This window comes from Pseudoalteromonas sp. A3, assembly GCF_025942345.1.
GTDB classification, from domain to species: domain Bacteria; phylum Pseudomonadota; class Gammaproteobacteria; order Enterobacterales; family Alteromonadaceae; genus Pseudoalteromonas; species Pseudoalteromonas atlantica.
The window spans coordinates 413,485-439,546 of the sequence record NZ_JAPCKL010000003.1 but is presented as its reverse complement, the minus strand read 5'-3'; the positions used below and the strand labels follow the sequence as shown (position 1 = coordinate 439,546).

Sequence of the window (26,062 nt, the reverse complement as noted above, 5' to 3'; positions counted from 1 at the left end):
ATAAATGAAGTTATTATTAGTAGGTAACCATACGTGTGGGAATAGAGGCGATGGTGCAATTTTAAGAGGTTTAATTGCCGAATTAAAGTTACAACATCCAGATATAAAGCTAGATATTTACAGTCGCTTTCCTATTAGTTCAAGTTACTTACTAAATGAAACCCTGCACCCAGACCCACTTGATGAGTACCACTCATCTGGTGGCTCTTTTAAAGAGCGTTTATGGAAAAAAATCAGTCAACGGTTTTTAGGGTACAGTCTAGCTAAAAAACTTAAAGCAAATAATATAAGTAAGTTACCAGAGCATATTCAGCAATATATAGAGAGTTTAAAAGATTACGACGCTGTTATACAAGTAGGGGGGTCTTTCTTCGTTGATTTATATGGCCCTGCTCAGTTCGAGCATGCTTTGTGTGCTTTAATTGCTAATAAAAAACTATTTATGCTTGGGCACTCAGTTGGCCCATTCGATAGCAAAAAATATTCTGCTCTAGCAAATCAAGTTTTTTCATCAATTGACTCACTAGCGTTAAGAGAGAGTTTAAGCCTTGATTATATGCATAGCGCATCCATTAGTACTTCAAAAGTAACTAGCGGCGCTGATACAGCATGGACGGTGCCTAATAACGTACTTACTTTAAAGCCACATCTTACTAAATTAGTTACTGGTAGACCTACCGTTGCTATAACACTTAGAAAGCTGGCGCCTTTCGACAAGCGCTTAGGTGTTACTCAGCAAGAGTACGAAGCTCGTTTTGCATTTGCCATTAATGAGCTCATAGCTGATGGCTATCAAGTAGTGCTTTGTTCAACGTGTACTGGGATTGGAGGTTATCATCGAGACGATAGAATGGTCGCTTTAAAAGTCCAAAGATTAGTTACGGAAATTGAGCATTGCCATGTCATAATGGACGAGCTAAATGACATCGAATTAGGCTCTTTTTTAAGCCACTGTATCTTAACGATTGGTACTCGCCTACACAGCGCCATTATTTCAATGAACTTTGGCACGCCTGCAATTGCGATAAATTACGAGCACAAATCTAAAGGCATTATGGCGCAGCTGGAAATGCCCGAGCTTTCAAAAGATATTAGTACCTTATTTGATGGTAATTTATTAACCACTGCAAAGGAAGTACTAAACAACATTGAGCAAGTTAAAGTAAAAATGAATGTTCAGGTTGAACATGAAAGGCAAAAAGTAAGGATGATGGTACAAAATACATTGAATAATATCAGCGGAAAAAAATGAAAATCACGTTCTTTTTGAACCAATTTCCAGAACCCTCAGAAACATTTGTTATTAATCAGATCATTGGGCTGATCAAACTTGGAAATGAAGTCAATATTATTGCTACTCGCAAGGGTAATATAGCGCAGTGCCACCAATCTGTAATAGATTACTCACTAATAGAAAAAACGACTTACTTAACAAGCGAATTAACACAAGATAGCGCGATTAATATTAGAGCTAAACGTATATTAAATACAATTAAGCCACTAAACATAAAAAATAAATTAAAAGCATTAAATATTAATCGTTTTGGGCTCCACAGTCAGTCACTATTATTACCTAGTATAGTTACTCGAAATAGCAAGGTATTTGAAGCTGATATCTTTGTTGCTCATTTTGGAACCGCAGGCGTAGTAGCTAACAAATTAAGAGAGCTAAATTTATTAAAGGGTAAACTTGTAACGATCTTCCATGGTTCGGATATTTCTGTTCATTCCATATTAAAAATATTTAAAGATGACTACAAAAAACTCTTTATGACCGGCGAACTTATGGTTCCTATTAGTGACCTCTGGAGGAGTAGGCTAGAAGAGCTAGGCTGTCCTGAGAATAAAATAAAAGTCAATCGCATGGGGATAGATAGTAAGCAGTTTAAGTGTAGGAGTTTTGATAAGCCTTTATCTAAAAAGCTTAAAATTATCACCGTCGCTCGCTTTACAGAAAAAAAAGGGCTTACATACGCGCTAGATGCAATGGCTATATTGCAAAACCAAGGAATTGAGTTTGAATACAATATTATTGGTGGCGGCGAATTAAAAAGTGATATTGAAAATAAAATAGCTAAATTAGCATTAAAAAATGTAAAATTATTAGGCTTTCAGCCGCAAAATAAAGTCTCAGATCTACTTAATGAGTCAGATGTATTTTTATTGCCATCAATAACAGCAAAGTCAGGAGATATGGAAGGCATCCCAGTGTCCTTAATGGAAGCTATGGCCATGGGGCTAATTGCTGTATCTACTTACCATAGTGGTATACCAGAATTAATAACTGACTCGAAAAGTGGCTTTTTAGTACCAGAGCGTAATGCCGAAGAAATAGCTAAAGTGGCTTTAAAAATAGTAAATGATGAAATAAATATCGAAGAAATACGTAAAGAAGCCAAGGAACGGATTGATGCTTCTTTTGAACAAACCAAACTTTACAAAGAGTTTATAGGGATATTGGAAAAGGTTAATGAGCAATAAAAAGCAGGGAGCTTGGTTATTTTTATCTTCAGGGGTAGCAGGAGGTGTGCAGTTTTTAATATTTTCAATGCTAGCGTATTACACAAGCCCAGAAGCAATTGGTGTATTAGCCATTGTAAATGTGTTTTTAGCAATTGCATTTTTAGTGCAAGATATGGGGTTATCTAATTACTTTATATATAAGCAGCATTTAACCCGAGCAGAAAGTTCTACTCTGTATTTTACAAATTGTGCTTTAGGTGGCTTAGCGAGCATAGTTATTTTGCTACTGGCTTCGCCAGCTGAAAACTTTTATGAGTCCAATGATATAGCAAAAAGCATGTATATTATGGCCTTTAATTTCATTTTATTGGCTATATCGGCGCAATATCAAGCCAATTTTATCAAAAGTGAAAAAAACGTTGTTTTAGCAAAAATTGATATTTTTGTTAAATTTGGCATGCTAATTTCTACATTCATCTTAATAAAATTAGGTGTACCCAGTATTTTTCCATACCTTTATTCGTATCTTATAATGAATTTTACACGTTATATTATTTTTATAATCAATGCAGAAAAAACATGGCACCCAACATTTACATTAGACCTAAAAATAATTAAGCCAGCGCTTGAATTCGGAAGTTATCAAATGGGCTCACAAATTGTCAGTCAAGTGCGTACACAGCTAGATCAGTTAATTATAGGAAAGGTGATGGGGGTCGAAATCTTAGGCCTTTACTCTTTTGCGAAAGAGCTCATAATGCAGCCAGTTAAATTTATTCGTACATTAATTGCTAGAATGCTTTATCCAAAGCTTGCACTATTTCAAGATAACCAGAGAGAATTTTATAAGGTACTAAATGGTTCGGCTAGAACATTATTAATATTAAACTCTACCCTATACTTACTCTATGTGGTTGGGTTACTTGTTTTAGTAAGCTTTTTCTTTCATGAATACGAAAAATCATTACCCGTATTGTGCATATTACTTATACTTGGTTTGGTGGCACCTTTTGGTAGTTTATTTGGCGTAATAGCGCAAGCAAAGGGTAATACTAAAATTGAATTTAAATGGAGTATGATATCTGCTTTTATAAGCGTAACTTCATTATTTTTTATCGCACAACTTAACAATATAAATCAATTTGCGTTAGGCGTTGCTGGGTTGCAAGTCTCTTTAACTATAGGATCTTTTTTCTATTTTGGTCGTTATAACCAAAGCATATCGAAAAGAAGTTTCTTTTTAATATTATGTGCTAATTTGGGATTATATGTGTCTGTATATTTTTTTTACACTTTGCTATAGAGCGACAAACGACAGCTTAAATGCTGTCGTTTATAGTGTCAGACTCAATATCAAAATAGCGAAGCTCGTTTAATGAAATTGAGCTCGATATTTTTCTCGAAAAAAGCATTTCGCTATTTTTTACCCTTTGAAAATCTTCTTTTTGCAGCGTTCTCGGGTAGTCAGGACCACTTTTCCAATCTACATAACGCAGTGCATGCTCCGCGATACTACCAATATTTAAAGATTTAGGATGTTTATAAATGTTATTTTTAAACTCACTATTATAAATTATAGAGTGAAAAAAGACTTCATCAGCACATAAGGAACGCGCAAATTTGAGCTTGTAGTGAGGATTGCGAGCAACAAAGCTATTTATCATCTCAATGCAGCCTTTGGTTAAGCTAAACCAGTTAGTGCCCTTGTAAAGTTGAATGTCGAGTTTACTGTACAGCCTTAATTTAAAACGTATATTAATGTATGGAAAAATTACTTTTTTACAAACTTTCTCAATAAAAGAGTTATTTTTTTTAAAACATAAAGAAGGATAATTAAACAACACCCTAAGATCTGGGTTTATAGGCGAAGTGCGGCTTTCCTGAAAGGCAATATATTCATACTTTCCATTACTTGGCAATGTATCTAACCTTTTTTGTGAGATTAATATATCGTCACCAGATATTAAATGAAAATATTGATATTGGTACTCTAAAGAGGCTTTAATAAGTTCGAGAGTGGCATCAATCTGCGATACATCCCCCCAAGACACCTCTATTCTTTTTTCTATAAAAATAACATTTTTAGATTTTAAGTGTAAAAATGGTTCAATATTAGATTTTTTATCTACATGTATCAAAATGATGTTTTTTGGATTTTTTGACGCTTTTAATACTGTGTATTCTAATGAGGAGCTTATTTGGTGTGCCGTAATTGCTATACAATTCATGTATGACCTATGGTTTTCATTAAAATTTATTATTTGCTATCGTTTTATTATGTAGCGTTTTGAGGTGTTTTTTATTTAGTCTATTTATAAAAGCAACAAGCGCGATAAGAAAACTAGACCATAAAGCAGAGCGGTATGCATCTACAGGTGTGCCTGTAAATGAGTAAAGCGTTGCTGAAAAAAAACTAATATGACAAGCAACACTTAATTGAAATAGCTCAAAACTAGCTAATTCTCTATCGTAAAGTTTTTTACACTTCATGCAAACCATTAGTGAATAACAATAAAAAATAAATAGCATTGAAGTAAAGGCGATTAAGCCAAGCAGTCCATAGCGAAATAAATAATCTAGATAACTATTCTCAATAATAACGCCCTTAAGAGACATTGGTGAGCCGCTATACCAATGTTTAAAGCCTTCGTTTAGGGCAAGTAAGGTTTGTCCTTTGCGAGTTGATGTTGAGCCATCTAAATGACCTTGTTGTAATAGATCAATAAACCTTGTTATGTAATCAAGGTTCACTCCAAAATAGACTATTAAAAATATAAATGAAGTAAGAAGAATAACCATACTAAGCATAATTTTTTTAGCTATCCCCAGCCTTAAAATTATAGAAAAAAATGTAAAATATAATGCAGTAATTACAGTTGCTAAATAACCGGTTTTTGATTGTGATAAAAAAATCGCAAGAAAGGCTAAAATAATATATAAAGCCGCAGCTTTTTTATTACTACCAAAAAAGAACTCAATAATATAAACAGCTATAAAAAAGCTTAAGAAATAACAGGTAATATAAACCCAATCGAATGTACCAGGTGCTCTAAAGCCAAACCCACTATAAACGTCCTTGAAGCTCAGTATTTTCAATGCTGCAATATCACCAAATACTATTTGTAATAAGATAACTATTAATTGAATAATAAAAATAGTGGTTAAAGCTTTTTTTATTTTTATACTATTGATAATATTGAAGTTTTCTACAAGTAAAGAATAGAAAAATATAACGTATGAAAATAATAAAATCGGCTTAATTAGGACAGAAAAATGAAAAGCTGAAAAATTTCTAATAGCAAAAGGAAAGCTTATCAACATCGCAAAAAGCGGGAGGCAGTATACAAACGCAACATTAGGTATGCTAACTTTGATTCTAGTTGCAAAAACAATTAATGTTAAATAAGCAAGCATCACTACAAAATATGATTTTTGCATCACAGCTGCATCAATCGTAGGGATAAAGTACGTAGGCCAGTAACATAAAACAAATAATGTCGATAGCACTAGCCATTGTGCAGTGTTTAGAGGAACATTATTTTTTTGCAAACTTAAACCCAATCATTTTATATAAATAGCTTATTGTAAATTTAGGGTATTTTTTTAATACTCTGTCGCGCACATGCTTGTGCAATACCATACGTTGTAGCCATCTTAACCCAAGCTTTTTCACTAAAGGGTGATAGTAATCGGGTTTTATAGATGTTTGCGTTAAAAAACCGCCGCAAGTAATAATAACAGCAGATTTAATCAGTTGATGTTTTACCTTTATAGAAAAATGTTCCTGATATGGAGTACCCATACCGACTAACACAACATCAGGCTTTAGCAAATTAAGCTCATTAATTGTCTTATCAGGGTCATTGATATATCCATCTCGCTGGTACACAACATTCAAGTTAGGGAACTGCTTTTTTAGGTTAATAACGGCCAGCGTATTTTCGTCAGTAGTGGCACCTATAATTGCAATGCGTTTATTTTTTGTTGCTACATACTGTAAGAAAGGCTCCGCAATTGAGCTGTAGTCAAAGCTTGCCCTGGTTATTTTGGGTAAAAATAAGTTGTGAAGAATGCATAGCAAAGCGCCATCAGAAAAATAAATATCAACGTCATTAATTAAACTTTCTTCTTTAACTACTTCGTAATACGAAAAGGGATTGAGAAACGAAATGACAGTTGAATTTTTTGATTCAAATGCACTGTTTTGAATATCAATAAAGCGATCGCCAGAGTGTATTTTATTATTAAGCTGTTCGTTCATAATAGTGATTTGAATAATGTGTAATAGTATTGTGTGGCTGCAGGTAATAAAAAATCATCCACGGCAGGAGAGGGCATTAGGTTTCTTTTTTCGTTTACAGTGATTATTTCTTTTACAAGTTGATCTGTATCTAAAAAGTCGACTAAATAGCCATTTTTACCATTGTTAGTCAGCTCTTTAGGGCCATATCGGCAATCAAACGTTATTATTGGTGTATTTAGATAAGCGGCCTCGACTAAAACAGTGGGTAAGCCTTCCCATCGTGAGGTCAGTAATATTGCCTTTGCGTTGGCAATATATTTATATGGGTTATTTGTTGAACCATGAAGAATTATATTGTCACTTAAACTTTTATCGCTTATCAGTTTTTTTAAATTTTTATGCTCAGGACCATCGCCAATAATTACGACTTTTATTACGTGGTTTGTTTGCTTAGCCTTGCCAATCGCATCAACAAGTAAATCGTAACCTTTTTGATGATGTAATCTACCAACACACACAAAGTAATCACTGTATTTAACTTCTTTGTTTGCTAATTGTTTAATTGACTCATCTAGTACAGGGTTGTAAATACAATGCACATTATTTTTTGATACAACATTTAGTTTTACTAAGTTTGTTAAAATACCTTTTGATACACAAACTACAGCGTCCAGCTGGGAGTATAGGAATGTGGCACCTAAGCGCCTAACGACATTTTTAAATCTGCTCTCTTGAGGAAGATTAATAGGTGTATGCTGTATGGCTATTTTTTTTATTTTTTTAGATATAAATAATCCATATTTAGATAGCCCGCCTTTAGTGAATACAACTAAATCGGGGCTTAAGTCGAGCGATATTTGGCGAAAATTTATAAATTTATTTTTATTACCCAATTCGTAAATTGGCGCTAGTTCTTTAAAACGAGCCGTTAATTCGCCACTTTTTTGTTCGCACACAATCGTAATATTACAGTTATGAATTGATTGCAAACCGGTTATAAGCTGCTCGGTTACCCTTTCTACACCACCTAAGCAAAAGTCTTCAAAAACAAAAAAAATGTGCATGTTAACACCTAACGTCCCAGTAATTTTTTCATATTGTGAAGCAGTGCATACTTATAAATATCTTTATGTGAATTTATTAGCAAACTAAGCGACACCCAATTGCCACATATAATTGCTTCCCAACATTTCATGGCGTTTAGTTGCTTATTGTCCATTAATAGTGAGTGTTTATTTAAGAACTGCTTAAATCCTGTAAGCCTGTTTGGAGAGCGCGTTATACTTGTATCACATTGTTCTTCATATTGTAGATAGGTGGATTTAGGTAGTTTTAGGCCGGTGCCATAATGTTTGAAAAATCTAATCCACGTGTCGTAATCTTGCCATGCTTTAAACTTAGTATCAAACCCACAAATACTTTTAAGGTTTTCAGTTTTGCAAAACAATTGATTGCCTACTTTATTCACTACAAGGATATCGTTTAAGGTAAGTTCGCCTATAAAGAAATTGTGCTCAACTTTTGAGTTGCTTTTACATACGGTTACAGGAGTACATAACGAGGTGTATGAATCAGACCAGTTATCCATAAAATAGGAAAGCCTGTCATATGTGAATGCGTCGTCGTCATCAAGGCCTGTTATAAATTCACCAGAGGCTGTGTTAATTGCTTTGTTACGAGCAGCGCAGGCCCCAAGGGCTGTTTCATGATGAAAAACAATAATGCGTGGGTCAGTGAGCGCTAACTCATTTAAGTAGTCAAAGGTTCCGTCAGATGAACCATCGTTGACTATAATAAGCTCCCACTGAGAGTAAGACTGACTAAGCACGCTTTGTACAGCACGTTTTAGGTTGTTAAGCCTATTATGCGTTGGCATATAAACTGTTATTAAAGGGGCTTGCATTAGCGAGCCTTATAAAAGCGAATTAGGGCTATAAAACTTCCAAAAATACCACCTAAAAAAATGCTTACTATAATAATGAAAGCACGTTTAGGACCAGCCTTTTCTTCAGGAATAATAGCCGGATCCAAAGTAGTAAATATATACTCACTTTTTATTTCGGTTAACATTTTTGTTTTAGTTTGTTCTTCTATTAGCCTATAAAAAACCGCTTCCATATCCGCAATACGAGTTTGTGTTAGTTTTTCGTTGAGGTAATGTATGCTTTTATCTGCTTGTTCTATATCATAACTTTGCATTTGTGCGTTTATATCTTTAACTAAATTGGTCACAATTTGTTGCGCGAGTACAGGGGAAATATGCTCATAAGAGATTCTCACCAATCCATTTTTTTCTGTATCTATTAGCAGGTTGCTTTCAAACTTTTTAAAGGCAAGCCAATATGGGTTTGTATTTTTTGGAAGCAAAAAGCTTGCGTTGTTAGTGTCGTATATTTCTGAATCGTATGTAAATGACTGCTCTTCTTTATTCCAGCTCTTAGCGGCAACAAGAGGTGCAAGTAGGTCGTATTTTTTTATAAACGCATATACAAACTCTTTGGTTAACATTTTTGCTTGTGCAACTTCTGTTTTAAAATCGTCATCTGTTAAGTTACCTAAACCAGCAAGAGAAGCAAGGCCTCCAAGCTGTGAGTCCATTTGTGAGCTTTGCCCTTGAAGCAACTGTGTTGGGGCTAGTAATGTTTCAGCTCTGTAGGTATTGGGAGTATTTATGGCTACAAAAAAAGAGATAACTGCACAGACAAAGCAAATTGCAAAGATATAAAGTTTAAAAGACCATATAGAGCTTATTATTTCACTCAGTTCTGGAGGCGGTAAGCTCTCTAAAGCTTTATCAGCATTGCCCATTATTTTTCCCTGCTTAATTAGTGACGTACTTAATTTTAGTGGAGGGATTATACCTAAGTTTATTTAGGTTGCCATAGCTCAAATGTGCGCTTAGTAAATACACGTAGGGTAAAAAGAGATATTAAAACGTAATAGCTACTCAATGTATGACTTTAGTTAAAAAGCTTTCGTAAATTGCAAGCTCAGTGTAAACAGTTGTGATTTACAAAAAAAGCTATGTTAGAATCTCCGACTATTTGATTTAAAGTAGAATTTAACTCCACTCATTTTATGGGTGCGTTAAGTTTAGATACGCAGTAGTGGTTAGGGTTAATTTAAAGCAGGATGCTTTAAGCTTAAGGGAAGGAATCTGTTGATAATATTCATATCAATTGGTTTATCCGCATTTAAAAGCGCCATAAGTTAGTAGTCACATATTTATAGAAAAATACTATAAATCGCTTAAGATTGCGCGTAACAATAAAAATGGGTTTTCATGAGTACTAATAAATTATCATTAAGACATTACACAGCATAGGAGGGCGTATGGAATTTATTTTAGCTATTATTTCATCATTTGTTCTGTCGCTTTGCTCCATTAAATTATTTAGACCATTTGCAGTTAAGTATAATCTTGTCGACAAACCAAATGAGCGTAAACACCATGATGGACATGTACCGCTTATTGGTGGAGTCGCTGTTTTTGCAAGTGTTGCTATGTCATGCAGTATCTGGCTGCCTTTTAATCAAGAACTAACGAGCTATTTATGTGCGTCTGGTTTAATGGTTTTGCTTGGTGTGATGGATGATAAACACGAATTAAGCGTGAAATTTAGAGTTGTTTTCCAAATTATTGTGGCAACGTTCATGATAATAGCAATAGATAATTATATTGTAGAACTTGGTGATATTTTTTATTTTGGTGATGTGCAGTTAGGCTATTTTGGCATCTTTTTTACTTACTTAGCTGTGATTGGTTTGATAAACGCTTTTAACATGGTTGATGGGATAGACGGTCTCTTAGGGGCTATGGCCATAAACACTTTAGGTGCAATTGCACTTTTGTTACTGCTAAACCAAAAAGAAAACCTATTTACCGTGTTAATTGTAGTTGCATTAATTCCATATTTAATTTTTAACCTAGGCTTTTGTGGAACCCGTTATCGAAAAATTTTTATGGGAGACGCTGGTAGTATGTTTATAGGTTTTACGGTTGTATGGTTACTAGTGACCAACACTCAAGGACAATCGGCAAGCTTTAGACCTGTTACTGCCTTATGGATAGTCGCTATACCATTAATGGATATGGCCGCACTTATTGTGAGGCGTATAAAAAAGGGGAGATCGCCATTTCATGCTGATAGAGATCACCTTCACCATATATTTCTTCGGGCTGGGTTTAGCTCACGTTCAGCTTTGATAATTATATTTACTTTAAGTGTACTTTTTTCAGGCGTAGGTGTGGTAGCTGAATTACTTAATGTACCCGAGTTTGTAATGTTTTTTGGGTTTATTATTTTATTCTTAATTTACAGTGTTACTATATTACACATCTGGAAGGTACTTACTTTTGTTAGGCGTTTTACTACAAAGCAAATTTAATTGAGTTTACAGTTTAACGGGCTTAGCATACGCTCTATCGAAGGCTTTTTTAGTAGGTTAATGCAAACCCTATAAAAGTTGTTTAAGCGCATATACATTTAACTTATACAGATTAAACAGTTTCAATGGCCTAAATATGGACTTTTGGTTACCTCTAACAATATCTTTTATATTATCTTTTTTAGCAATAAAGATTGTAAATCCTATCGCTATAAAAACAGGCCTAGTTGATTACCCATGCGCACGCAAAGTACATGAAGGGCACATACCTTTAGTAGGTGGTATAGCAATATATTTATCTATCATGCTTGCATCAGTATTATTTATTGAGCAAAGCCGAAATTTAAATATATATTTAGTCGCCGCAGCCTTAGTTTTATTTTTAGGGGTTCTGGATGATCGTTACGACTTATCTGTAAAAACGAGGTTAGTTGCGCAAGTTATTGTTGCTTCTTTAATGATATTTGGAACAGAAATGCACTTAAATAGCCTTGGTTATCTTTTAGGTGATTTCGAAATTAAGCTTGGAACACTTGGAATTATTGTAACCATAGTCGCGATTATTGCCGGCATTAATGCAATAAATATGATGGATGGAATCGATGGGCTTGCGGGTGCGCTTAGCTTAATTGCTTTTGCTGCTATAGCATTTTTTTTAAATAGGGTAGCAAATGACTGGTTTTTACTCCCCACTTTATTTATAGCCTCATTACTTGCGTATTTAATGTTTAACTTAAAGCTACATAAGTCTTTTTCAAAAATATTTATGGGTGACTCAGGTAACATGCTCATTGGTTTATCATTGGTGTGGTTAATGGTATTAAGCGTCAACTTAGAAACTCCTGCATTCAAGCCTGTAACCGCTCTCTATATAATGGGGGTGCCTATTTTAGATATGGCTACTGTGATAATACGCAGGTTAAAATCTGGAAACTCCGCTTTTTCTGCAGATCGTCAGCACTTACATCATTTATTTGAAGCTGCAGGGTATAGTCGTACGTCAGCACTTATTTGTATTTCTAGTTTTGCCTCGTTACTGGCTGTGCTAGGGTGTGCTGCTGATATATTTCTAGTGCCTGAATGGATTATGCTAGTCACATTTATTATTTTATTTATCTGTTATGCTGCTATAACACAGCGTGTATGGAATAAAATTGAGCTTAAAAATAGTTAGCATTAGTTTGCTAATTTTCTAATACGTAAGGTTATGAATTATAAAATGAAACATAAAAGTTTAATTGCGTTGCTTACACCTCTATTATTTACACTAGGTTGTACTTCGTCTCCTCCAGTTATAAAAGCTTCAGTTGCCCTTATTGATAAACCTATAGAGTCTAATAAAGTAGATGCATTGCCTAGTGAGCTAGATAAAGCAGTTCAAGGCCGCCCACAAGGATATGTTAGTATTTACAATGGGACAATGATGCTCTTAGGAAAAAAATATACATCTGCTTTAGGCACGCAGTGCCGCATAATATATTTAAGTGATGAAAACAACAAAGTAAAAAAAGAGCGTCGAACAGTATGCAAAAACGAAAAAACTCAGCAATGGTCTATGACCCCGCAAGTTATCGAAAATAAAAATAACCAAATTAGCTTTGGAGTTTAACGGCTGCTATGAACACTTTTATCCATAATTTAAAATCAATCTATGCGTTGGTCTTGTTAGCTATAAGCTTACAAGTGACAAATATTGCATATGCTGCTGAAAAAGTTTCGTTAAACCAATTAGAAAACGGCACCTACAATTCGCAGCCTCGCGCAGGGACTATGTTACCGGGCGAAATGTCAGCTTCGCAATTGCTACCTTCTGCAGAGGCTGGTTTACCGCCACCTTACGGTGCAAACTTATTTGCTGGGGGTTATGAAAGCGAACGCCAAGATGGTCTAAATGACGACTATACGATAGCACCAGGAGATAAAGTATCAATATGGTTATGGGGTGCAATTAACCAATCAGAGGTTATTACTGTAGATAATCAGGGTAATTTGTTTATCACTAACATTGGCCCAGTATATGTAGCAGACGTTAAAGCCAGCCAGTTAAATAGCTACGTGACAAAAAAAATTAAGCAAGTATATAAAAAGAGCGTTGAGATTTACGTAAACTTGCTTACCGCTACACCGGTTAGCGTTTATATAAGCGGTAGTGTTGCTCGCCCAGGGCAATATGCCGGTATCGCCTCAGATAGCATACTTTATTACCTCAAACGCGCAGGTGGTATAGACTCTGAACGCGGTAGTTACCGCAGCATAAAAGTATTACGAGACAATAAAGTAATCCAAAATATTGACCTATATGACTTTATTTTAAAAGGTTACCTCCCCAAATTTAATTTTAAAGACCGTGACGTAATTTTAGTAGAGCGTCAAAAAGCAACCGTAGTTGTATCAGGGAGTGTACGAGCTCCATTTAGGTTTGAATTTAAGGGCAGCCAAGCAACTGGCGAACAATTAGCTGAGTTTGCACTACCTATGGCTAAAGTAAGCCACGTAGCAATTTCAGGGGATAGAAACGACGGGCCTTTTTCTGTGTACTTGCCATACGGTGAATTTAAACACTTTACGCTAAAAGATGGTGATAAACTTATATTTAATGACGACATACGTGCTCAAGTTTTAGATATACAAGTCGCAGGCAGCTATTTAGGGCCGTCGTACTTTGCTGTTAAAAAAGAAACACGTCTTCATGACCTCCTAGCTAATATCGAAATTGATAAAGACCTTGCTGATTATCAAGCCATTTATATCCAGCGTAAAAGTGTAGCGGCTAAACAAAAAGAAATGATAGAGCAATCGTTAGATAGGCTAGAGCGAAGTGTATTTACAGCACCAGCTTCATCAGACGGCGAAGCTAAAATTAGAGCCGAAGAAGGTCGAATGATTTTAGAATTTACCGAGCGAGCGCGTAAAGCTGTGCCATTAGGTAAAGTTGTTATTTCTGATGGTGGCAAAGTGGCTAATGTTCGCTTAGAGCAAGGGGATATTATTCATATACCTGCAAAAACCGATTTAGTACATGTAAGTGGTGAGGTACTAATGCCACAGTCATTAGTTTATAACGAGCAAGCTACAATTAAAGATTATGTTGCGTGGGCCGGTGGCTACAGCGAGCGAGCCAACTATGAACAAATAATGGTAATTCACCCTAATGGCATGATAGACCTTGATGCCACAGGACCACTAAAAGCGGGCGACCAAATTTTAGTGCTCCCTAAAGTAGATACTAAGCTAATGCAATCGGTTAAAGATATTACCCAAATTATTTATCAAATTGCGATAGCTGCAAATGTGGCTACCTAACCAATGACCACTATTATAAAACGTAATAACTGGGCAATATGGCGCGATGTTATATTTGCCCTGTTTGTACGCGAAATACGCACTGGTTTTAATGATAAGTTTGGGCTTGCATGGGCTGTATTTGAGCCTTTAAGTTTTATTTTTTTACTATCGTACATACGTGGAATGATTGCAGGGAGCGATTCGCACACAGTGCCTACCTTTGAGTTTATGATGTATGGAATGCTGCTAATTCAGCTTTTTTTAGATACGTTAATGAATACATCTAACTCAATTAAAAAAAACAAAGCGCTATTTGCTTTTAGGCAAGTACAGCCTATTAGTAGTGTTTTAGCGACGGCGAGCTTTTATTTATTAATTAAATTGGTCGTGTTTACTTTAATAATTTTGCTTATGTATTTTTTAGGTATGGATTTCAAAATTAGCGACCCTTTGTTTTTATTATTTAACGCATTTTCTGTATGGGTAATTGGAATATCTCTAGGGCTTTTATTTGCTGTAGGTAAATGCTATATCCCTGAGTTAGGTAAGGTGCAAAGTGTGTTAGTAAGGCCGTTATTCTTTATTTCTGCAGTGTTTTTCTCGATGCAGGATATACCCAAAGAATATTGGCCCTATTTAGACTGGAACCCTATGTTGCACGCAATAGAGCTTTCGCGCCATGCCGCGTATAAAACATACCCTACCGATGGCGTTAGCGAGTTTTACTTGTTTTCATCAGCGTTAGTTTTACTATTTTTTGCATTAGCGACCTACCATGTGTCGTGGAAGCAGGCAATTAGCCGATGACGGACATAAGGCTAAATAATGATTAAGCTAAGTAATGTAACTAAGTATTACCCCTCATCTTTGGGTAACCAGTACATTTTTAAAAACGTAACCTTTGAAATACCCAGTGGCCACAATATTGCTATTTTAGGCTCAAACGGTGCGGGTAAATCAACACTATTTAAAATGTTAGCCGGTAGCGAATACCCCAATAAAGGCGAAATTATTACCGACTTACACCTTTCGTGGCCGGTAGCACTTACAACAGGGATACACCCGCAAATGAGTGGCGCTGAGAACGCTCGGTTTATTGGCATGATCAACGGTGTGGCCGATTTAGACCTATATGTTCGCAGGGTGCGCCAATTTGCCGAGCTAGGCCCTAAATTTGACCTACCTGTAAATACGTACTCAAGTGGTATGAAACCCCGCTTAGCATTTGCATGTTCAATAGGTATCGACTTTGACGTATACCTAATTGATGAGGTTACATCGGTAGGTGATGCTAATTTTAGAAACAAAACACGCCAAGCGCTTACCCAAAAAAGTAAAAGCGCTAATGTTATTATGGTAAGCCACGAAATGGACGAATTAAGGCATTTTTGCGACAGTGCGATTGTGCTCCATAAAGGCGAACTCACTTTTTACAACGATTTAGAGCAAGGAATTGCTCATTACCAGGCATTATAATTATGAGTCAACAAGCGGTAGATAAAATAGAACAACGTTTTCAAGATATTGGTTTAAAAACCGATAAAGCTATTTGGGATGATGGCGAAAAATTAATTGGCCTTGCTAAACAAGTAGAGCCAAACGACATATATTTAGCTCGCCGAATTATGCAACGAGCCCGCAACTTAAAACCCCAAAGCGAGAAAATAAATAAAGAACTTGAGCGCCTTTCAGCAAAAATAGCAAATAAGGCAAAGCAAACACAAACAAGCTCATCTACAGAAAAAAATAGTGCTGATAATTTATATAAGAATAAACATATTATAAAAGCACAAAGTTTTTATGCAGAGTTAAGCAAAAAACCACACTTTAAAACATACACTCAACCATGGTTTGTACTATTGTTAGTGCCATTTATATTATTTGCGTTTTATCAGCTTGTGTGGGCTGCACCACGGTATGAAAGCAGAGCGCAGCTTATTATTCAGCAACCTGATGGCATGGCAACCATGGACCCTTCTATGGCGATACTAAGTGGTTTAGGGGTTGCTTCTAGCTCGACTGCCGATACCGAAATAGCCAAAGCATACATTCATTCAGAAGACATGCTTAACTACTTACAAGCCCACAGTAATATAAAGCAGCACTATTACGAAGGCGGTGATATTTTTTCACGATTAAGTGCTAGTGCAAGTATTGAAGATTTACTTAAATATTACCAAGAGCACACCACAATTGAAATTGACGAAGATTCAGGTGTAATTAAAATACTGGTGCAGGGTTTTACACCAGAGTATGCAAAGCAATTAACGCAAACCATAGTAAACCGTGCAGAGTGGTACATAAATTCTATAGGCCACCAATTGGCAGATGCGCAGCTTAAATTTATAAAAACAGAACATACTAAAGTAGAGCAGCGCCTACGTAACGCACAAAGTAAAATTTTAGCCTTTCAGCAAAAAAACAACTTACTAGACCCTGAGGCAGAAGGCGCAGCATTACAGCAAATTACGTATGGGTTAGAAAGCGAAATAGCCACTAAAAGTGCACAACTAAAAGGGCTGCGCTCAACCATGACCGAAAAAGCACCTCAAGTGGTTATGCTAGAGGCCGAGCTTAGCGCATTAAAAATACAATTAGAGCTTGAGCGAGAAAGACTTTCGCAACAGCAAGGTACAGGTAGTAATTCAGCAACAGCTAAACCTTTAAATACAAACGATACTGCAGTAAGCGAAGTATTAGCGCAGTTTTCGGATTTAAAAATAGAGCTTGAGCTGGCTATAAAAGGCTATACAGCATCAGAGGTATCGCTTGATAAAGCGCGTATAGAGGCGTACCGCCAATTAAAATACCTAATAGTGGTAGAGGCACCGACACTACCGCAAGATAATCAATACCCAAAAACGCTATACAATATTTTACTGTTTGCAGTATTACAGCTTATGCTTTTTGGTATTGGTAAAATAATTTTAGCAACAGTAAAAGAGCTCAGATAACGTTAAGCTAAAAGGGAGTAGGCTTAACAAAAACTTAAACACAAAGTAAATAAATCGGATACATTATGAATATAATAACTGCTCCAAAACAAAAATCGTCTCGCAAAGGTATAATTTTAGCGGGGGGCTCTGGCACGCGCTTATACCCACTTACAAAAGTGGTAAGTAAACAGTTAATGCCTGTATACGATAAGCCAATGATTTTTTACCCCGTATCCACCTTAATGGTTGCTGGCATAACCGAAATTTTAATTATTGCCACCCCTACCGAGCTGCCACGCTTTAAAGAGCTACTGGGCGATGGCAGTGCGTGGGGTATTAGCTTTGAATACGTAGAGCAACCTAGCCCCGATGGCCTAGCGCAAGCATTTTTATTAGCCGAAGACTTTTTACAAGGCCACAGTGCTGCCTTAGTATTAGGCGACAATTTATTTTATGGCCACGACTTATCGGTATCGTTACAAAATGCGACTAGCTGTGAAAATGGCGCCACGGTGTTTGGTTACCATGTCGCTAACCCAGAGTCATATGGTGTAGTGGAGTTTGATACAAACGGTAAAGCAATATCAATTGAAGAAAAGCCAGCTAAACCTAAATCAAATTATGCAGTGCCAGGACTATACTTTTTTGATAACCGCGTGGTTGAATTTGCAAAAAATGTAAAGCCGTCGGTACGCGGTGAGCTAGAAATAACCGATGTAATAGAGCAGTACCTAGCCAAAAAAGAGTTAAATGTAGAAATTATGGGCCGCGGTACCGCATGGCTAGATACCGGCACATTAGACGACCTGCTCGATGCCGCTAACTTTATTCGCGCAATAGAAAAACGCCAAGGCTTAAAAATTAATTGCCCAGAAGAAATAGCCTACCGCATGGGTTACATAAACGCAGAACAGCTTAAAAAGTTAGCCAAACCGCTTAAAAAGTCGGGCTATGGTAAGTACTTACTAGGGCTATTGGATCAAACTGTATTTTAATAGGCATTAAAAATGAAATTTATTGAAACAAAAATCCCTGATGTAAAAATAATAGAACCACAAGTATTTGGTGACGAGCGCGGCTTTTTTATGGAAACCTTTCGTATATCGCTGTTTAATGAGCATTGTGGCGAGCGCACCTTTGTGCAAGAAAACCACAGTAAATCGGCACATGGCATACTGCGTGGCCTGCACTACCAAACACAAAATACCCAAGGTAAATTAGTGCGTGTTACCCAAGGTGAAGTGTTTGACGTAGCGGTAGATATGCGTAAAAGCTCGCCTACCTTTGGGCAGTGGGTTGGGGTGTTATTATCGGCCGAAAACAAACGCCAACTATGGGTGCCAGAAGGCTTTGCCCATGGCTTTTATGTAACCAGCGAAAGCGCCGAGTTTGTATATAAATGTACCGACGTTTACAACCCAAATGCCGAGGTATCAGTTAAATGGGATGACCCGACGCTTAACATAGACTGGCCACTAGTAAAAGGAAAAGCCCCGCAGCTTTCGGCAAAAGATGAGGCAGGCCTTGCATTTAATGCTGCGCCTACGTTTTAATAAATTTAAGTTAGTAAAGATATGAAAGTATTAGTAACAGGTAAAAATGGCCAACTAGGCAGTGAGCTTGCAAAGCTACGCCCTGCCGATATAGAACTTGAATTATTTGATAGTAAAGCATTAGATATCACCAATATGGCTGCACTAAATGAGGTGTTAATTGCACACTCTCCCGATGTAGTTATTAACGCAGCAGCCTATACCGCAGTAGATAAAGCCGAAAGCGATGCGGAACAAGCCTATTTAGTGAATGAGCAAGGCGCTGCTAATTTAGCTTCCGTGTGTAAAACCATTGGCGCTAAATTAATTCATGTATCAACCGATTTTGTGTTTGATGGCACAAAAACCACCCCTTACGAAGCAAGCGACATAACCAACCCGTTAAGTGTGTACGGTGCATCTAAATTAGCGGGCGAGCAAGCTGTGAGCAATCTATTAGGCAGCCAAGCTATAATTGTGCGCACTGCGTGGGTGTACTCTGTTTTTGGTGGGAACTTTGTCAAAAGTATGTTGAATTTAATGCAACAAAAACAGCAATTAGGTATAGTAGCAGACCAAGTGGGTACACCAACGTGGGCTGCAGGGCTTGCTAATATGTTATGGGCATTAGCTACTCAACAAAATCAAAAAAGCGGTATAAATTCAACACTAAATAGCAATAAAACAACAATTTTAAATTGGACTGATGCAGGTGTAGCATCATGGTTTGACTTTGCTGTAGCAATACAAGAGCTTGCTATAGAAAAGGGGCTGTTAAGTAAAGCAATACCAATACGCCCTATACCGGCAACTAGCTACCCTACACCGGCAAAGCGCCCCGCGTTTAGCGTGTTAAATAAAGCGCAAGCAGAACAGTTGAGTGGCGTGCAAACAATACATTGGCGTTCACAGTTAAGTGATATGTTAGATGAACTAGCGCTAAAAATTTAACCCGTAGACGCGTTATTAAAAGCTTATCGGTGTAGCGCGCGGCGCCTCTGTGCTCTCGGTGGTAGATTTGTTTTTAAATAAGCGATGAAAGAGATTTTATTACCACAGAGAACACAGAGAAGAGAAGGAGAAGAACTTTCTCGGTGAAGCGCGCAGCGCCTCGGTGCTCTCGGTGGTAAATTTGTTTTTAAACACACAAAGTGATTAAGAGATTTTATCACCACAGAGAACACAGAGAAGAGAAGGAGAAGATCTTTCTCGGTGAAGCGCGCAGCGCCTCGGTGCCCTCTGTGGTAGATTTGTTTTAAACACACAAAGTGATTTTATCACCACAGAGAACACGCAGAAGTGAAAAAGAAGTAATTGATACTTGTAGACGCGCAGCTTGCTGGCGTTAGTAACTTCTCAGCGCAGCGCCTCGGTGGTAGATTTGTTTTTAAATAAACAACAAAAGTGATTTTATCACCACAGAGAACACAGAGAAGAGAAGGAGAAGATCTTTCTCGGTGAAGCGCCTCGGTGTCCTCTGTGGTAAATTTGTTTTTAAACACACAAAGTGATTAAGAGATTTTATCACCACAGAGAACACAGAGAAGAGAAGGAGAAGATCTTTCTCGGTGAAGCGCGCAGCGCCTCGGTGCTCTCGGTGGTAAATTTGTTTTTAAATATAAACAACGAAAGTGATTTTATCACCACAGAGAACACAGAGAAGAGAAGGAGAAGATCTTTCTCGGTGAAGCGCGCAGCGCCTCGGTGCTCTCGGTGGTAAATTTGTTTTTAAATAAACAACGAAAGTGATTTTATTACCACAGAGAACACACAGAAGTGAAAAAGAAGTAATTGATACTTGTAGACGCGCAGCTTGCTGGCGTTAGTAACTTCTCAGTGAAGCGCGCAGCGCCTCGGTGCTCTCGGTGGTAAATTTGTTTTTAAATAAACAACGAAAGTGATTTTATCACCACAGAGAACACGCAGAAGTGAAAAAGAAGTAATTGTTACTTGTAGACGCGCAGCTTGCTGGCGTTACCAATTCTCTGTAATAAAAATGCTTATTGAGAGAGTTATAAGCCTCACTCTTTAGGCGAGTAAAATAAGTATTATTGAATAATGTGTAGTCTTGCAGCTTACTACTTGTAGTGATTACGCAGGGCTGTAAAACCAATTTAAATGGAAAAATAAATGACAGTAAAAAATCTATTAGTAACCGGTGGTGCAGGGTTTATAGGTGCCAATTTTGTACATTACTGGCTTGCAAACCATCCACAAGACAAAGTAATTGTGCTTGATGCCCTTACCTATGCAGGTAACAAAGCCAACCTTGACCTAGTAGAAAACAACCCAAATATGACCTTTGTACATGGTGATATTTGCGATACTGCATTAATAGAAAACTTAATCGACACGCACCAATTAAACACCATAGTGCATTTTGCTGCCGAGTCACATGTTGATCGCTCAATAACCGGGCCAGATGCCTTTATAGAAACAAACATACTGGGTACATACAGCTTATTAAAAGCAGCTAAAAAAAAGTGGATAGATGAGCCAAAAGCCGCGGGTAAAGCCCCTTTAGCGCACCGTTTTCACCACGTGAGTACCGATGAAGTATACGGTACACTAAGTGCAACCGATCCAGCCTTTACCGAAGAAACTGCCTACGCACCAAATTCACCCTATTCTGCATCAAAAGCGGCAAGCGATCACTTAGTACGCGCCTACCACCATACGTATGGGCTTGAGGTAACAACATCAAACTGCTCAAACAACTACGGGCCGTACCACTTTCCTGAAAAGTTAATTCCTTTAATTGTTACTAATATTTTAAACGACAAGCCACTGCCAGTGTATGGCGATGGCCAGCAAATTCGCGACTGGCTATACGTAGAAGACCACGCTCGTGGTATAGAGCTAGTGCTACAAAAGGGCCGCATTGGTGAAAACTACAACATTGGTGGCAACAACGAATGGGCCAATATAGATATAGTTAAACTCGTGTGCAAAGTAATGGGTGAAAAGTTTGCTACAAACCCAGAACTTGCAAAGCGCTTTCCGAATGCTAAATCGGCCATAGCAAATAATGTTGAGCAATTAATTACTTATGTTGAAGATCGCGCAGGGCACGACCGCCGCTATGCCATTGATGCAACCAAAACAAATGACGAACTGGGTTATGTACCCGCAGAGAGCTTTGAAACAGGTTTTGCCAAAACATTAAATTGGTATTTAGATAACGAAGCCTGGTGGGGCCCATTATTAGGAGCTAAGTAGTGTTCAAGCGTAATAAAACAATAAAGCCAACTTTTAACGTTGATTTACCAGCCGTATTTGTTGATGGCTTAGTTGATGGCCAACTAAAAGGTTGGGCTCAGAATGCCGATACAGTAATAATTTCTTTAGCAGGTGAAAAGTTAGCAGAGGTACCTTGCAAAGATTTTAGGCAAGATTTAGAAGGCGTTTTATCTAATCCAAACGCAAGTTTTAACTACGCGTTAACTAAGGCTGAAATAAAAAAAGAATGGCGCCACCTTACAACACTTGTTATGAAAGCCGAATTTATAATAAATGGGCATATTGATGAGGTAGCCGAATGTATAGTAAGTGTCGAGCAGTTAGCTGAACAATTACATTTTAAAATTCCGTCTACTGTTACCCGATATAGTTTTGATGGGCTTATTGAAAGCTCTATAGCAGGCTGGTGTGATGAAGCCGATTATGTTGAGCTCTATATTGAACACGAGCATATAACGAGTAGCCCGTGCAATGTCGAACGTACCGACCTAGCTGATTTAGTAGAAAATACCTGTTGTGGTTTTAGCCATATTGTAAATGGTAGCTATATTAAGCCCCATTGGTTTTTAAAAGATAGCTTATTATTAAAAGCTGTATTTAAAAAAGAAGACAGTGATGCGGTTATAGAGCAAAAAACAATTACAATAAAAAGTAGCACTCTACTTACCGCTGTAAAAGTTATTGGTGAGCTTCCTATTGCGGATATAGCAAAAGTGATAGAGGAGTCGCATTTGTGGGATGAAGGTTATTACTTTAGCCAGTTAGATCCAGATGAAATATGTCACGCAAATAAGCTCTATGATTTTATTATCAAGGGGGCCTCAAAAGGTAAAAATCCAAACCCTCACTTTAATATTTGTTATTATTTAGCGACTAACCCAGATGTGGCTGAAAATGGTATAAATCCTTTTTATCATTATTTAATCATAGGTGAAAGTGAGGGCCGTAAACCCCAGCCTCTTTTCAACCCAAGAGTATACTTAGAAAATAATCAGGATCTGAAGGACTTTGAAGGTAGTTTGCTTACACACTTTGTACTTTGGGGGGAAAGCGAAAAAAGGCCTATTTCAGACTTACCGCGTACAAGCTTTGAGACTAAAGCCAGTAAGCCGGTATTAACCAAGAAGGATCATTATCAAACATGGTGTGAAGCGAATAAATGGAATTCCCAACATTTCTGGGCTTTGAAACAAAAATTATCAAATAAAAAGCTCCCTAAGCTCAGTATTATCATGCCTGTCTATAATCCTCCGATGAAGTTTTTTAAGCTAGCTCTAAAAACTATAGAAGAGCAAGTTTATGGGAACTGGGAGCTATGTATTGCCGATGACTGTAGTACAGATCCTAACTTGAAACATTTTTTAGAAGAGTATTCAAAAAATAATGACCAAGTCAAAATATGTTTCAGAGAAGAAAATGGCCACATTAGCGCAGCCACTAATAGTGCCGCAGAACTAGCAACCGGTGACTTTCTAGTTTTCATGGATCAAGATGATGAAATTACACCTGATGCCTTAGCTGAAATTGCCCTTTATATTGATGCAAACCCTGAGTCAGATGTAATTTATACCGATGATGATAAAAACGATCCAAAAGGTAATCGATTTGCACCCCAATTTAAACCTGAATGGTCTCCTGAGTTATTACTATCCTACATGTACATGTGCCACATTTTTACAGTGCGTACTGAGCTATATAAAAAAGTGGGTGGAACGCGCTTAGGTTATGAAGGATCCCAAGATTATGATCTTGCTTTAAGAGTCACAGAAAAAGCAAGGCACGTAGGTCACATCCCTAAAGTATTGTATCATTGGAGAGTACTACCTGGCTCAACTGCTGCAAGTGGTAACGAAAAACACTATAGTTTTGTTGCTGGTATTAATGCTGTACAAGACGCATTGGATAGGCGCGGTATTCCTGCCAAGGCCTATCAGCCAGAATGGGCAGAGCAAGCAGGGTGTGGTGTTTATAGTCATGCTTTTGGTGATAATGGGCCAAGTGTTGCCCTTATAATACCGACAAAAAATCAAGCTGAAATTACTAAACGTTTACTCGTATCTCTAGAAAAAACAACATACAAAAACTTTAAAGTTTATATAGTCAATAACGAGTCTGATGAAGAAAGCGCGCTAGCGCTATTTGAACAAACTGAGCATACCGTTTTTGATATTAAGAATAAAAAATCTGGTTTCAGTTATGCCTACGTAAATAACCAAGCAGTAAATAAAGTCAAAGAAGAGCTTGTACTGTTTCTGAATAATGATACCGAGGTAATAACCCCGAATTGGTTAAGTCAAATGGTTGGCTACCTTCAAATTGACGGGGTTGGGGCAGTAGGGGCTAGACTTTTATACCCTGATAATACTGTACAACATGCTGGTGTATTACATGATTTACATCACGGATTACCGGGCCACTCTTTAAAGCATTTAGCAGACTATGATGGTGGCTATATGGGGTTTGCAAAAGTACTTAGGAATTATTCATGTGTTACAGCAGCATGCTTATTAATGAGAAGAGATGATTTTAATTCACTAGGTCAGTTTGACGAAAAGAACTTTGCTGTTGCTTACAATGATGTTGATTTGTGTTATAGAATTTTAGAAAGTGGCAAACGTGTTGTTTATGCTCCAACAGCAGAATTGTACCACTATGAAGGTAAATCACGTGGGTATAAAGATAACCCTAAAGAAGAAGTTGCATTTGTTAATAAATATAAAAATTTCAAGGAGAAATACTACAACCCTAACTTAGTAAATAGCCATGAAACCTTTAATGCTAAAGGGCGTACTTTCATAGATGACGAAGGTGATCTGAGCAATAAAAAAGTTGCATTTTTCTCCCACAACCTAAATTTAGAAGGTGCGCCAATTCAGTTATTAGATATCGCAGCAGGGTTAAAAGAGTCAAAAGGCATTGAACCTCTATTTATCAGCCCTCAAGACGGCCCTTTACGAAAGCAAGTTGAAGAGCTAGGAATTGAGGTTGCGATAATTCCACCAGAAGTATTAGCTGGTATCCAGTTTGACTATTTTAATCGTATAAATTTAATTACTAACTGGTTAAATAAGTATAATATCGATGTCATTTTTGCTAACACTATCCTTTGTTTTTGGGGAGTGGATGTAGCAGAAAAGTTAGGTATATCGAGTGTCTGGATTATTCATGAAAGTGAAACTCCATTTAGTCATATTTCTGAATGGGGGGAAGTTGCTATAAACGCTGCGAAAGCTTGTCTCGGGCATGCTTATCAAGTTGTTTTCGTCTCTGAAGCAACTAAGAACATATATCAACCGTATGCACTTAAACAGAATTACTCGGTTATTTATAATGGCTTTGATGATGAACTGATGTCAGAACGTGTACCTTACACCCGTGATGAAGCGCGTGCTAAATTGAACCTTAAAGGCAATGAGATCTACACTATTATAGTTGGCACAGTTTGTGAGAGAAAAGGACAAGTAGACCTTATTAAAGCTATCGAACTATTGGAAGATGAAACTGTAGTAGGTTCTCGATTTGCTGTAATAGGTGATCGTAAATCAGATTATAGTGATACTCTGCATGAAGCATATAAAAAGCTGCCTGCAGAGCGACAAAAGAAAATAGCTATAATTCCAGAAACACGAGATGTAGGTTTATATTATGCGGCAGCAGATATTTTTGTATGTTGTTCTCGTATTGAGAGTTTTCCGCGTGTTATTCAAGAAGCGATGCATTGTGGCCTAGCCATTGTCACTACGCCAGTATTTGGCATTGCTGAGCAAGTTAAAGATGAAGTGAGTGCACTGTTCTATGGGCCAGGGGATGTAGAAGAGTTATCAATAAAACTAAGTAAGATTATAATTAACACACCGAAAAGAAAATCATTAATTACTGGCGCGAAGTATCACTTAAAACGTCTACCTAACTATGAGTCTATGGTAAAAAACTATAGTAAACTAATTCAAGAATCATTATTTTTATAAAGGGAA

Annotated in this window: 21 protein-coding genes; 15 read left to right on the top strand and 6 right to left on the bottom strand. The window is 37.1% G+C overall.

What is annotated here, in order from left to right:
- The first annotated feature begins 4 nt into the window (after positions 1-4).
- The 3 genes from wcaK to OIZ54_RS08055 are packed head-to-tail and all read left to right on the top strand — an operon-like array spanning position 5 to position 3,766.
- Positions 5-1,252, top strand: coding sequence for a colanic acid biosynthesis pyruvyl transferase WcaK (wcaK, locus tag OIZ54_RS08065; RefSeq protein WP_264390138.1), 1,248 nt, complete (start codon positions 5-7; stop codon positions 1,250-1,252).
- Positions 1,249-2,481, top strand: coding sequence for a glycosyltransferase (locus OIZ54_RS08060; protein WP_264390137.1), 1,233 nt, complete (start codon positions 1,249-1,251; stop codon positions 2,479-2,481). The genes wcaK and OIZ54_RS08060 overlap by 4 nt, the downstream gene beginning before the upstream one ends.
- A complete protein-coding gene (locus OIZ54_RS08055) occupies positions 2,471-3,766 on the top strand; it encodes an oligosaccharide flippase family protein (protein ID WP_264390136.1) in 1,296 nt (431 codons plus the stop codon). Before OIZ54_RS08060 ends, OIZ54_RS08055 begins: the two co-directional genes overlap by 11 nt.
- A gap of 16 nt (positions 3,767-3,782) precedes the next feature.
- Here OIZ54_RS08055 and OIZ54_RS08050 read toward each other — a convergent pair whose 3' ends face one another.
- Genes OIZ54_RS08050 through OIZ54_RS08025 form a run of 6 tightly spaced genes read right to left on the bottom strand, consistent with a single transcriptional unit; the run spans position 3,783 to position 9,514 of the window.
- Positions 3,783-4,691 carry a beta-1,6-N-acetylglucosaminyltransferase gene (locus OIZ54_RS08050; protein ID WP_264390135.1) on the bottom strand — a complete coding sequence of 303 codons (909 nt, stop codon included), beginning with the start codon at positions 4,689-4,691 and terminating at the stop codon, positions 3,783-3,785.
- Between the two features lie 19 nt (positions 4,692-4,710).
- Complete coding sequence (locus tag OIZ54_RS08045; protein ID WP_264390134.1) at positions 4,711-6,012, bottom strand: hypothetical protein; 1,302 nt, start codon at positions 6,010-6,012, stop codon at positions 4,711-4,713.
- The gene (locus tag OIZ54_RS08040) at positions 5,999-6,724 is read right to left on the bottom strand and encodes a WecB/TagA/CpsF family glycosyltransferase (RefSeq protein WP_096739036.1); all 726 of its coding nucleotides are present in this window, start codon (positions 6,722-6,724) and stop codon (positions 5,999-6,001) included. Before OIZ54_RS08040 ends, OIZ54_RS08045 begins: the two co-directional genes overlap by 14 nt.
- Positions 6,721-7,770, bottom strand: coding sequence for a glycosyltransferase (locus OIZ54_RS08035; protein ID WP_264390133.1), 1,050 nt, complete (start codon positions 7,768-7,770; stop codon positions 6,721-6,723). The genes OIZ54_RS08040 and OIZ54_RS08035 overlap by 4 nt, the downstream gene beginning before the upstream one ends.
- An 8-nt stretch (positions 7,771-7,778) precedes the next feature.
- Positions 7,779-8,609, bottom strand: coding sequence for a glycosyltransferase (locus OIZ54_RS08030; protein ID WP_264390132.1), 831 nt, complete (start codon positions 8,607-8,609; stop codon positions 7,779-7,781).
- Positions 8,609-9,514 carry a Wzz/FepE/Etk N-terminal domain-containing protein gene (locus OIZ54_RS08025; RefSeq protein ID WP_264390131.1) on the bottom strand — a complete coding sequence of 302 codons (906 nt, stop codon included), beginning with the start codon at positions 9,512-9,514 and terminating at the stop codon, positions 8,609-8,611. Before OIZ54_RS08025 ends, OIZ54_RS08030 begins: the two co-directional genes overlap by 1 nt.
- Before the next feature lie 525 nt (positions 9,515-10,039).
- Here OIZ54_RS08025 and wecA (OIZ54_RS08020) point away from each other — a divergent pair.
- From wecA (OIZ54_RS08020) to OIZ54_RS07965, 12 genes are all read left to right on the top strand, one after another.
- A complete protein-coding gene (gene wecA, locus OIZ54_RS08020; RefSeq protein WP_096739040.1) occupies positions 10,040-11,095 on the top strand; it encodes a UDP-N-acetylglucosamine--undecaprenyl-phosphate N-acetylglucosaminephosphotransferase in 1,056 nt (351 codons plus the stop codon).
- A 136-nt stretch (positions 11,096-11,231) separates the two neighbouring features.
- The gene (gene wecA, locus OIZ54_RS08015; RefSeq protein WP_096739041.1) at positions 11,232-12,269 is read left to right on the top strand and encodes a UDP-N-acetylglucosamine--undecaprenyl-phosphate N-acetylglucosaminephosphotransferase; all 1,038 of its coding nucleotides are present in this window, start codon (positions 11,232-11,234) and stop codon (positions 12,267-12,269) included.
- A 45-nt stretch (positions 12,270-12,314) separates the two neighbouring features.
- Positions 12,315-12,704 carry a hypothetical protein gene (locus tag OIZ54_RS08010; RefSeq protein ID WP_248443205.1) on the top strand — a complete coding sequence of 130 codons (390 nt, stop codon included), beginning with the start codon at positions 12,315-12,317 and terminating at the stop codon, positions 12,702-12,704.
- 74 nt (positions 12,705-12,778) lie between these two features.
- Entirely contained in the window at positions 12,779-14,398 is a 1,620-nt protein-coding gene (locus OIZ54_RS08005; protein ID WP_413680478.1) for a polysaccharide biosynthesis/export family protein, read from the top strand.
- 3 nt (positions 14,399-14,401) lie between these two features.
- Positions 14,402-15,187 (top strand): ABC transporter permease, encoded by a 786-nt coding sequence (locus OIZ54_RS08000; protein WP_264390129.1) that lies wholly within the window; start codon positions 14,402-14,404, stop codon positions 15,185-15,187.
- An 18-nt stretch (positions 15,188-15,205) separates the two neighbouring features.
- On the top strand, positions 15,206-15,856 hold the full coding sequence (locus OIZ54_RS07995; RefSeq protein WP_248451573.1) for an ABC transporter ATP-binding protein: 651 nt from the start codon (positions 15,206-15,208) through the stop codon (positions 15,854-15,856).
- Positions 15,857-15,858: 2 nt separating this feature from the next.
- Positions 15,859-17,334 carry a lipopolysaccharide biosynthesis protein gene (locus tag OIZ54_RS07990; protein WP_248451572.1) on the top strand — a complete coding sequence of 492 codons (1,476 nt, stop codon included), beginning with the start codon at positions 15,859-15,861 and terminating at the stop codon, positions 17,332-17,334.
- A 65-nt stretch (positions 17,335-17,399) separates the two neighbouring features.
- Entirely contained in the window at positions 17,400-18,311 is a 912-nt protein-coding gene (rfbA, locus tag OIZ54_RS07985) for a glucose-1-phosphate thymidylyltransferase RfbA (RefSeq protein WP_264390128.1), read from the top strand.
- A gap of 12 nt (positions 18,312-18,323) precedes the next feature.
- Entirely contained in the window at positions 18,324-18,869 is a 546-nt protein-coding gene (gene rfbC, locus OIZ54_RS07980; protein ID WP_264390127.1) for a dTDP-4-dehydrorhamnose 3,5-epimerase, read from the top strand.
- A gap of 21 nt (positions 18,870-18,890) precedes the next feature.
- Positions 18,891-19,799 carry a dTDP-4-dehydrorhamnose reductase gene (gene rfbD, locus OIZ54_RS07975; protein ID WP_264390126.1) on the top strand — a complete coding sequence of 303 codons (909 nt, stop codon included), beginning with the start codon at positions 18,891-18,893 and terminating at the stop codon, positions 19,797-19,799.
- 1,179 nt (positions 19,800-20,978) lie between these two features.
- The gene (rfbB, locus tag OIZ54_RS07970; protein WP_264390125.1) at positions 20,979-22,067 is read left to right on the top strand and encodes a dTDP-glucose 4,6-dehydratase; all 1,089 of its coding nucleotides are present in this window, start codon (positions 20,979-20,981) and stop codon (positions 22,065-22,067) included.
- Positions 22,067-26,056 (top strand): glycosyltransferase, encoded by a 3,990-nt coding sequence (locus OIZ54_RS07965; protein ID WP_264390124.1) that lies wholly within the window; start codon positions 22,067-22,069, stop codon positions 26,054-26,056. The genes rfbB and OIZ54_RS07965 overlap by 1 nt, the downstream gene beginning before the upstream one ends.
- The last annotated feature ends 6 nt before the right edge of the window (positions 26,057-26,062 follow it).

Excerpts from the sequence above, each read along its gene's own strand:
- OIZ54_RS08060 (WP_264390137.1), top strand. The coding sequence starts at position 1,249 with ATGAAAATCACGTTCTTTTTGAACCAATTTCCAGAACCCTCAGAAACA.
- OIZ54_RS08030 (WP_264390132.1), bottom strand. The coding sequence starts at position 8,609 with ATGCAAGCCCCTTTAATAACAGTTTATATGCCAACGCATAATAGGCTT.
- OIZ54_RS08010 (WP_248443205.1), top strand. The coding sequence starts at position 12,315 with ATGAAACATAAAAGTTTAATTGCGTTGCTTACACCTCTATTATTTACA.
- wecA (WP_096739040.1), top strand. The coding sequence starts at position 10,040 with ATGGAATTTATTTTAGCTATTATTTCATCATTTGTTCTGTCGCTTTGC.
- OIZ54_RS08035 (WP_264390133.1), bottom strand. The coding sequence starts at position 7,770 with ATGCACATTTTTTTTGTTTTTGAAGACTTTTGCTTAGGTGGTGTAGAA.
- rfbC (WP_264390127.1), top strand. The coding sequence starts at position 18,324 with ATGAAATTTATTGAAACAAAAATCCCTGATGTAAAAATAATAGAACCA.
- wecA (WP_096739041.1), top strand. The coding sequence starts at position 11,232 with ATGGACTTTTGGTTACCTCTAACAATATCTTTTATATTATCTTTTTTA.
- wcaK (WP_264390138.1), top strand. The coding sequence starts at position 5 with ATGAAGTTATTATTAGTAGGTAACCATACGTGTGGGAATAGAGGCGAT.
- OIZ54_RS08050 (WP_264390135.1), bottom strand. The coding sequence starts at position 4,691 with ATGAATTGTATAGCAATTACGGCACACCAAATAAGCTCCTCATTAGAA.
- OIZ54_RS07995 (WP_248451573.1), top strand. The coding sequence starts at position 15,206 with ATGATTAAGCTAAGTAATGTAACTAAGTATTACCCCTCATCTTTGGGT.
- OIZ54_RS07990 (WP_248451572.1), top strand. The coding sequence starts at position 15,859 with ATGAGTCAACAAGCGGTAGATAAAATAGAACAACGTTTTCAAGATATT.
- OIZ54_RS08000 (WP_264390129.1), top strand. The coding sequence starts at position 14,402 with ATGACCACTATTATAAAACGTAATAACTGGGCAATATGGCGCGATGTT.
- rfbD (WP_264390126.1), top strand. The coding sequence starts at position 18,891 with ATGAAAGTATTAGTAACAGGTAAAAATGGCCAACTAGGCAGTGAGCTT.
- OIZ54_RS08040 (WP_096739036.1), bottom strand. The coding sequence starts at position 6,724 with ATGAACGAACAGCTTAATAATAAAATACACTCTGGCGATCGCTTTATT.
- OIZ54_RS08055 (WP_264390136.1), top strand. The coding sequence starts at position 2,471 with ATGAGCAATAAAAAGCAGGGAGCTTGGTTATTTTTATCTTCAGGGGTA.
- rfbA (WP_264390128.1), top strand. The coding sequence starts at position 17,400 with ATGAATATAATAACTGCTCCAAAACAAAAATCGTCTCGCAAAGGTATA.
- OIZ54_RS08025 (WP_264390131.1), bottom strand. The coding sequence starts at position 9,514 with ATGGGCAATGCTGATAAAGCTTTAGAGAGCTTACCGCCTCCAGAACTG.
- rfbB (WP_264390125.1), top strand. The coding sequence starts at position 20,979 with ATGACAGTAAAAAATCTATTAGTAACCGGTGGTGCAGGGTTTATAGGT.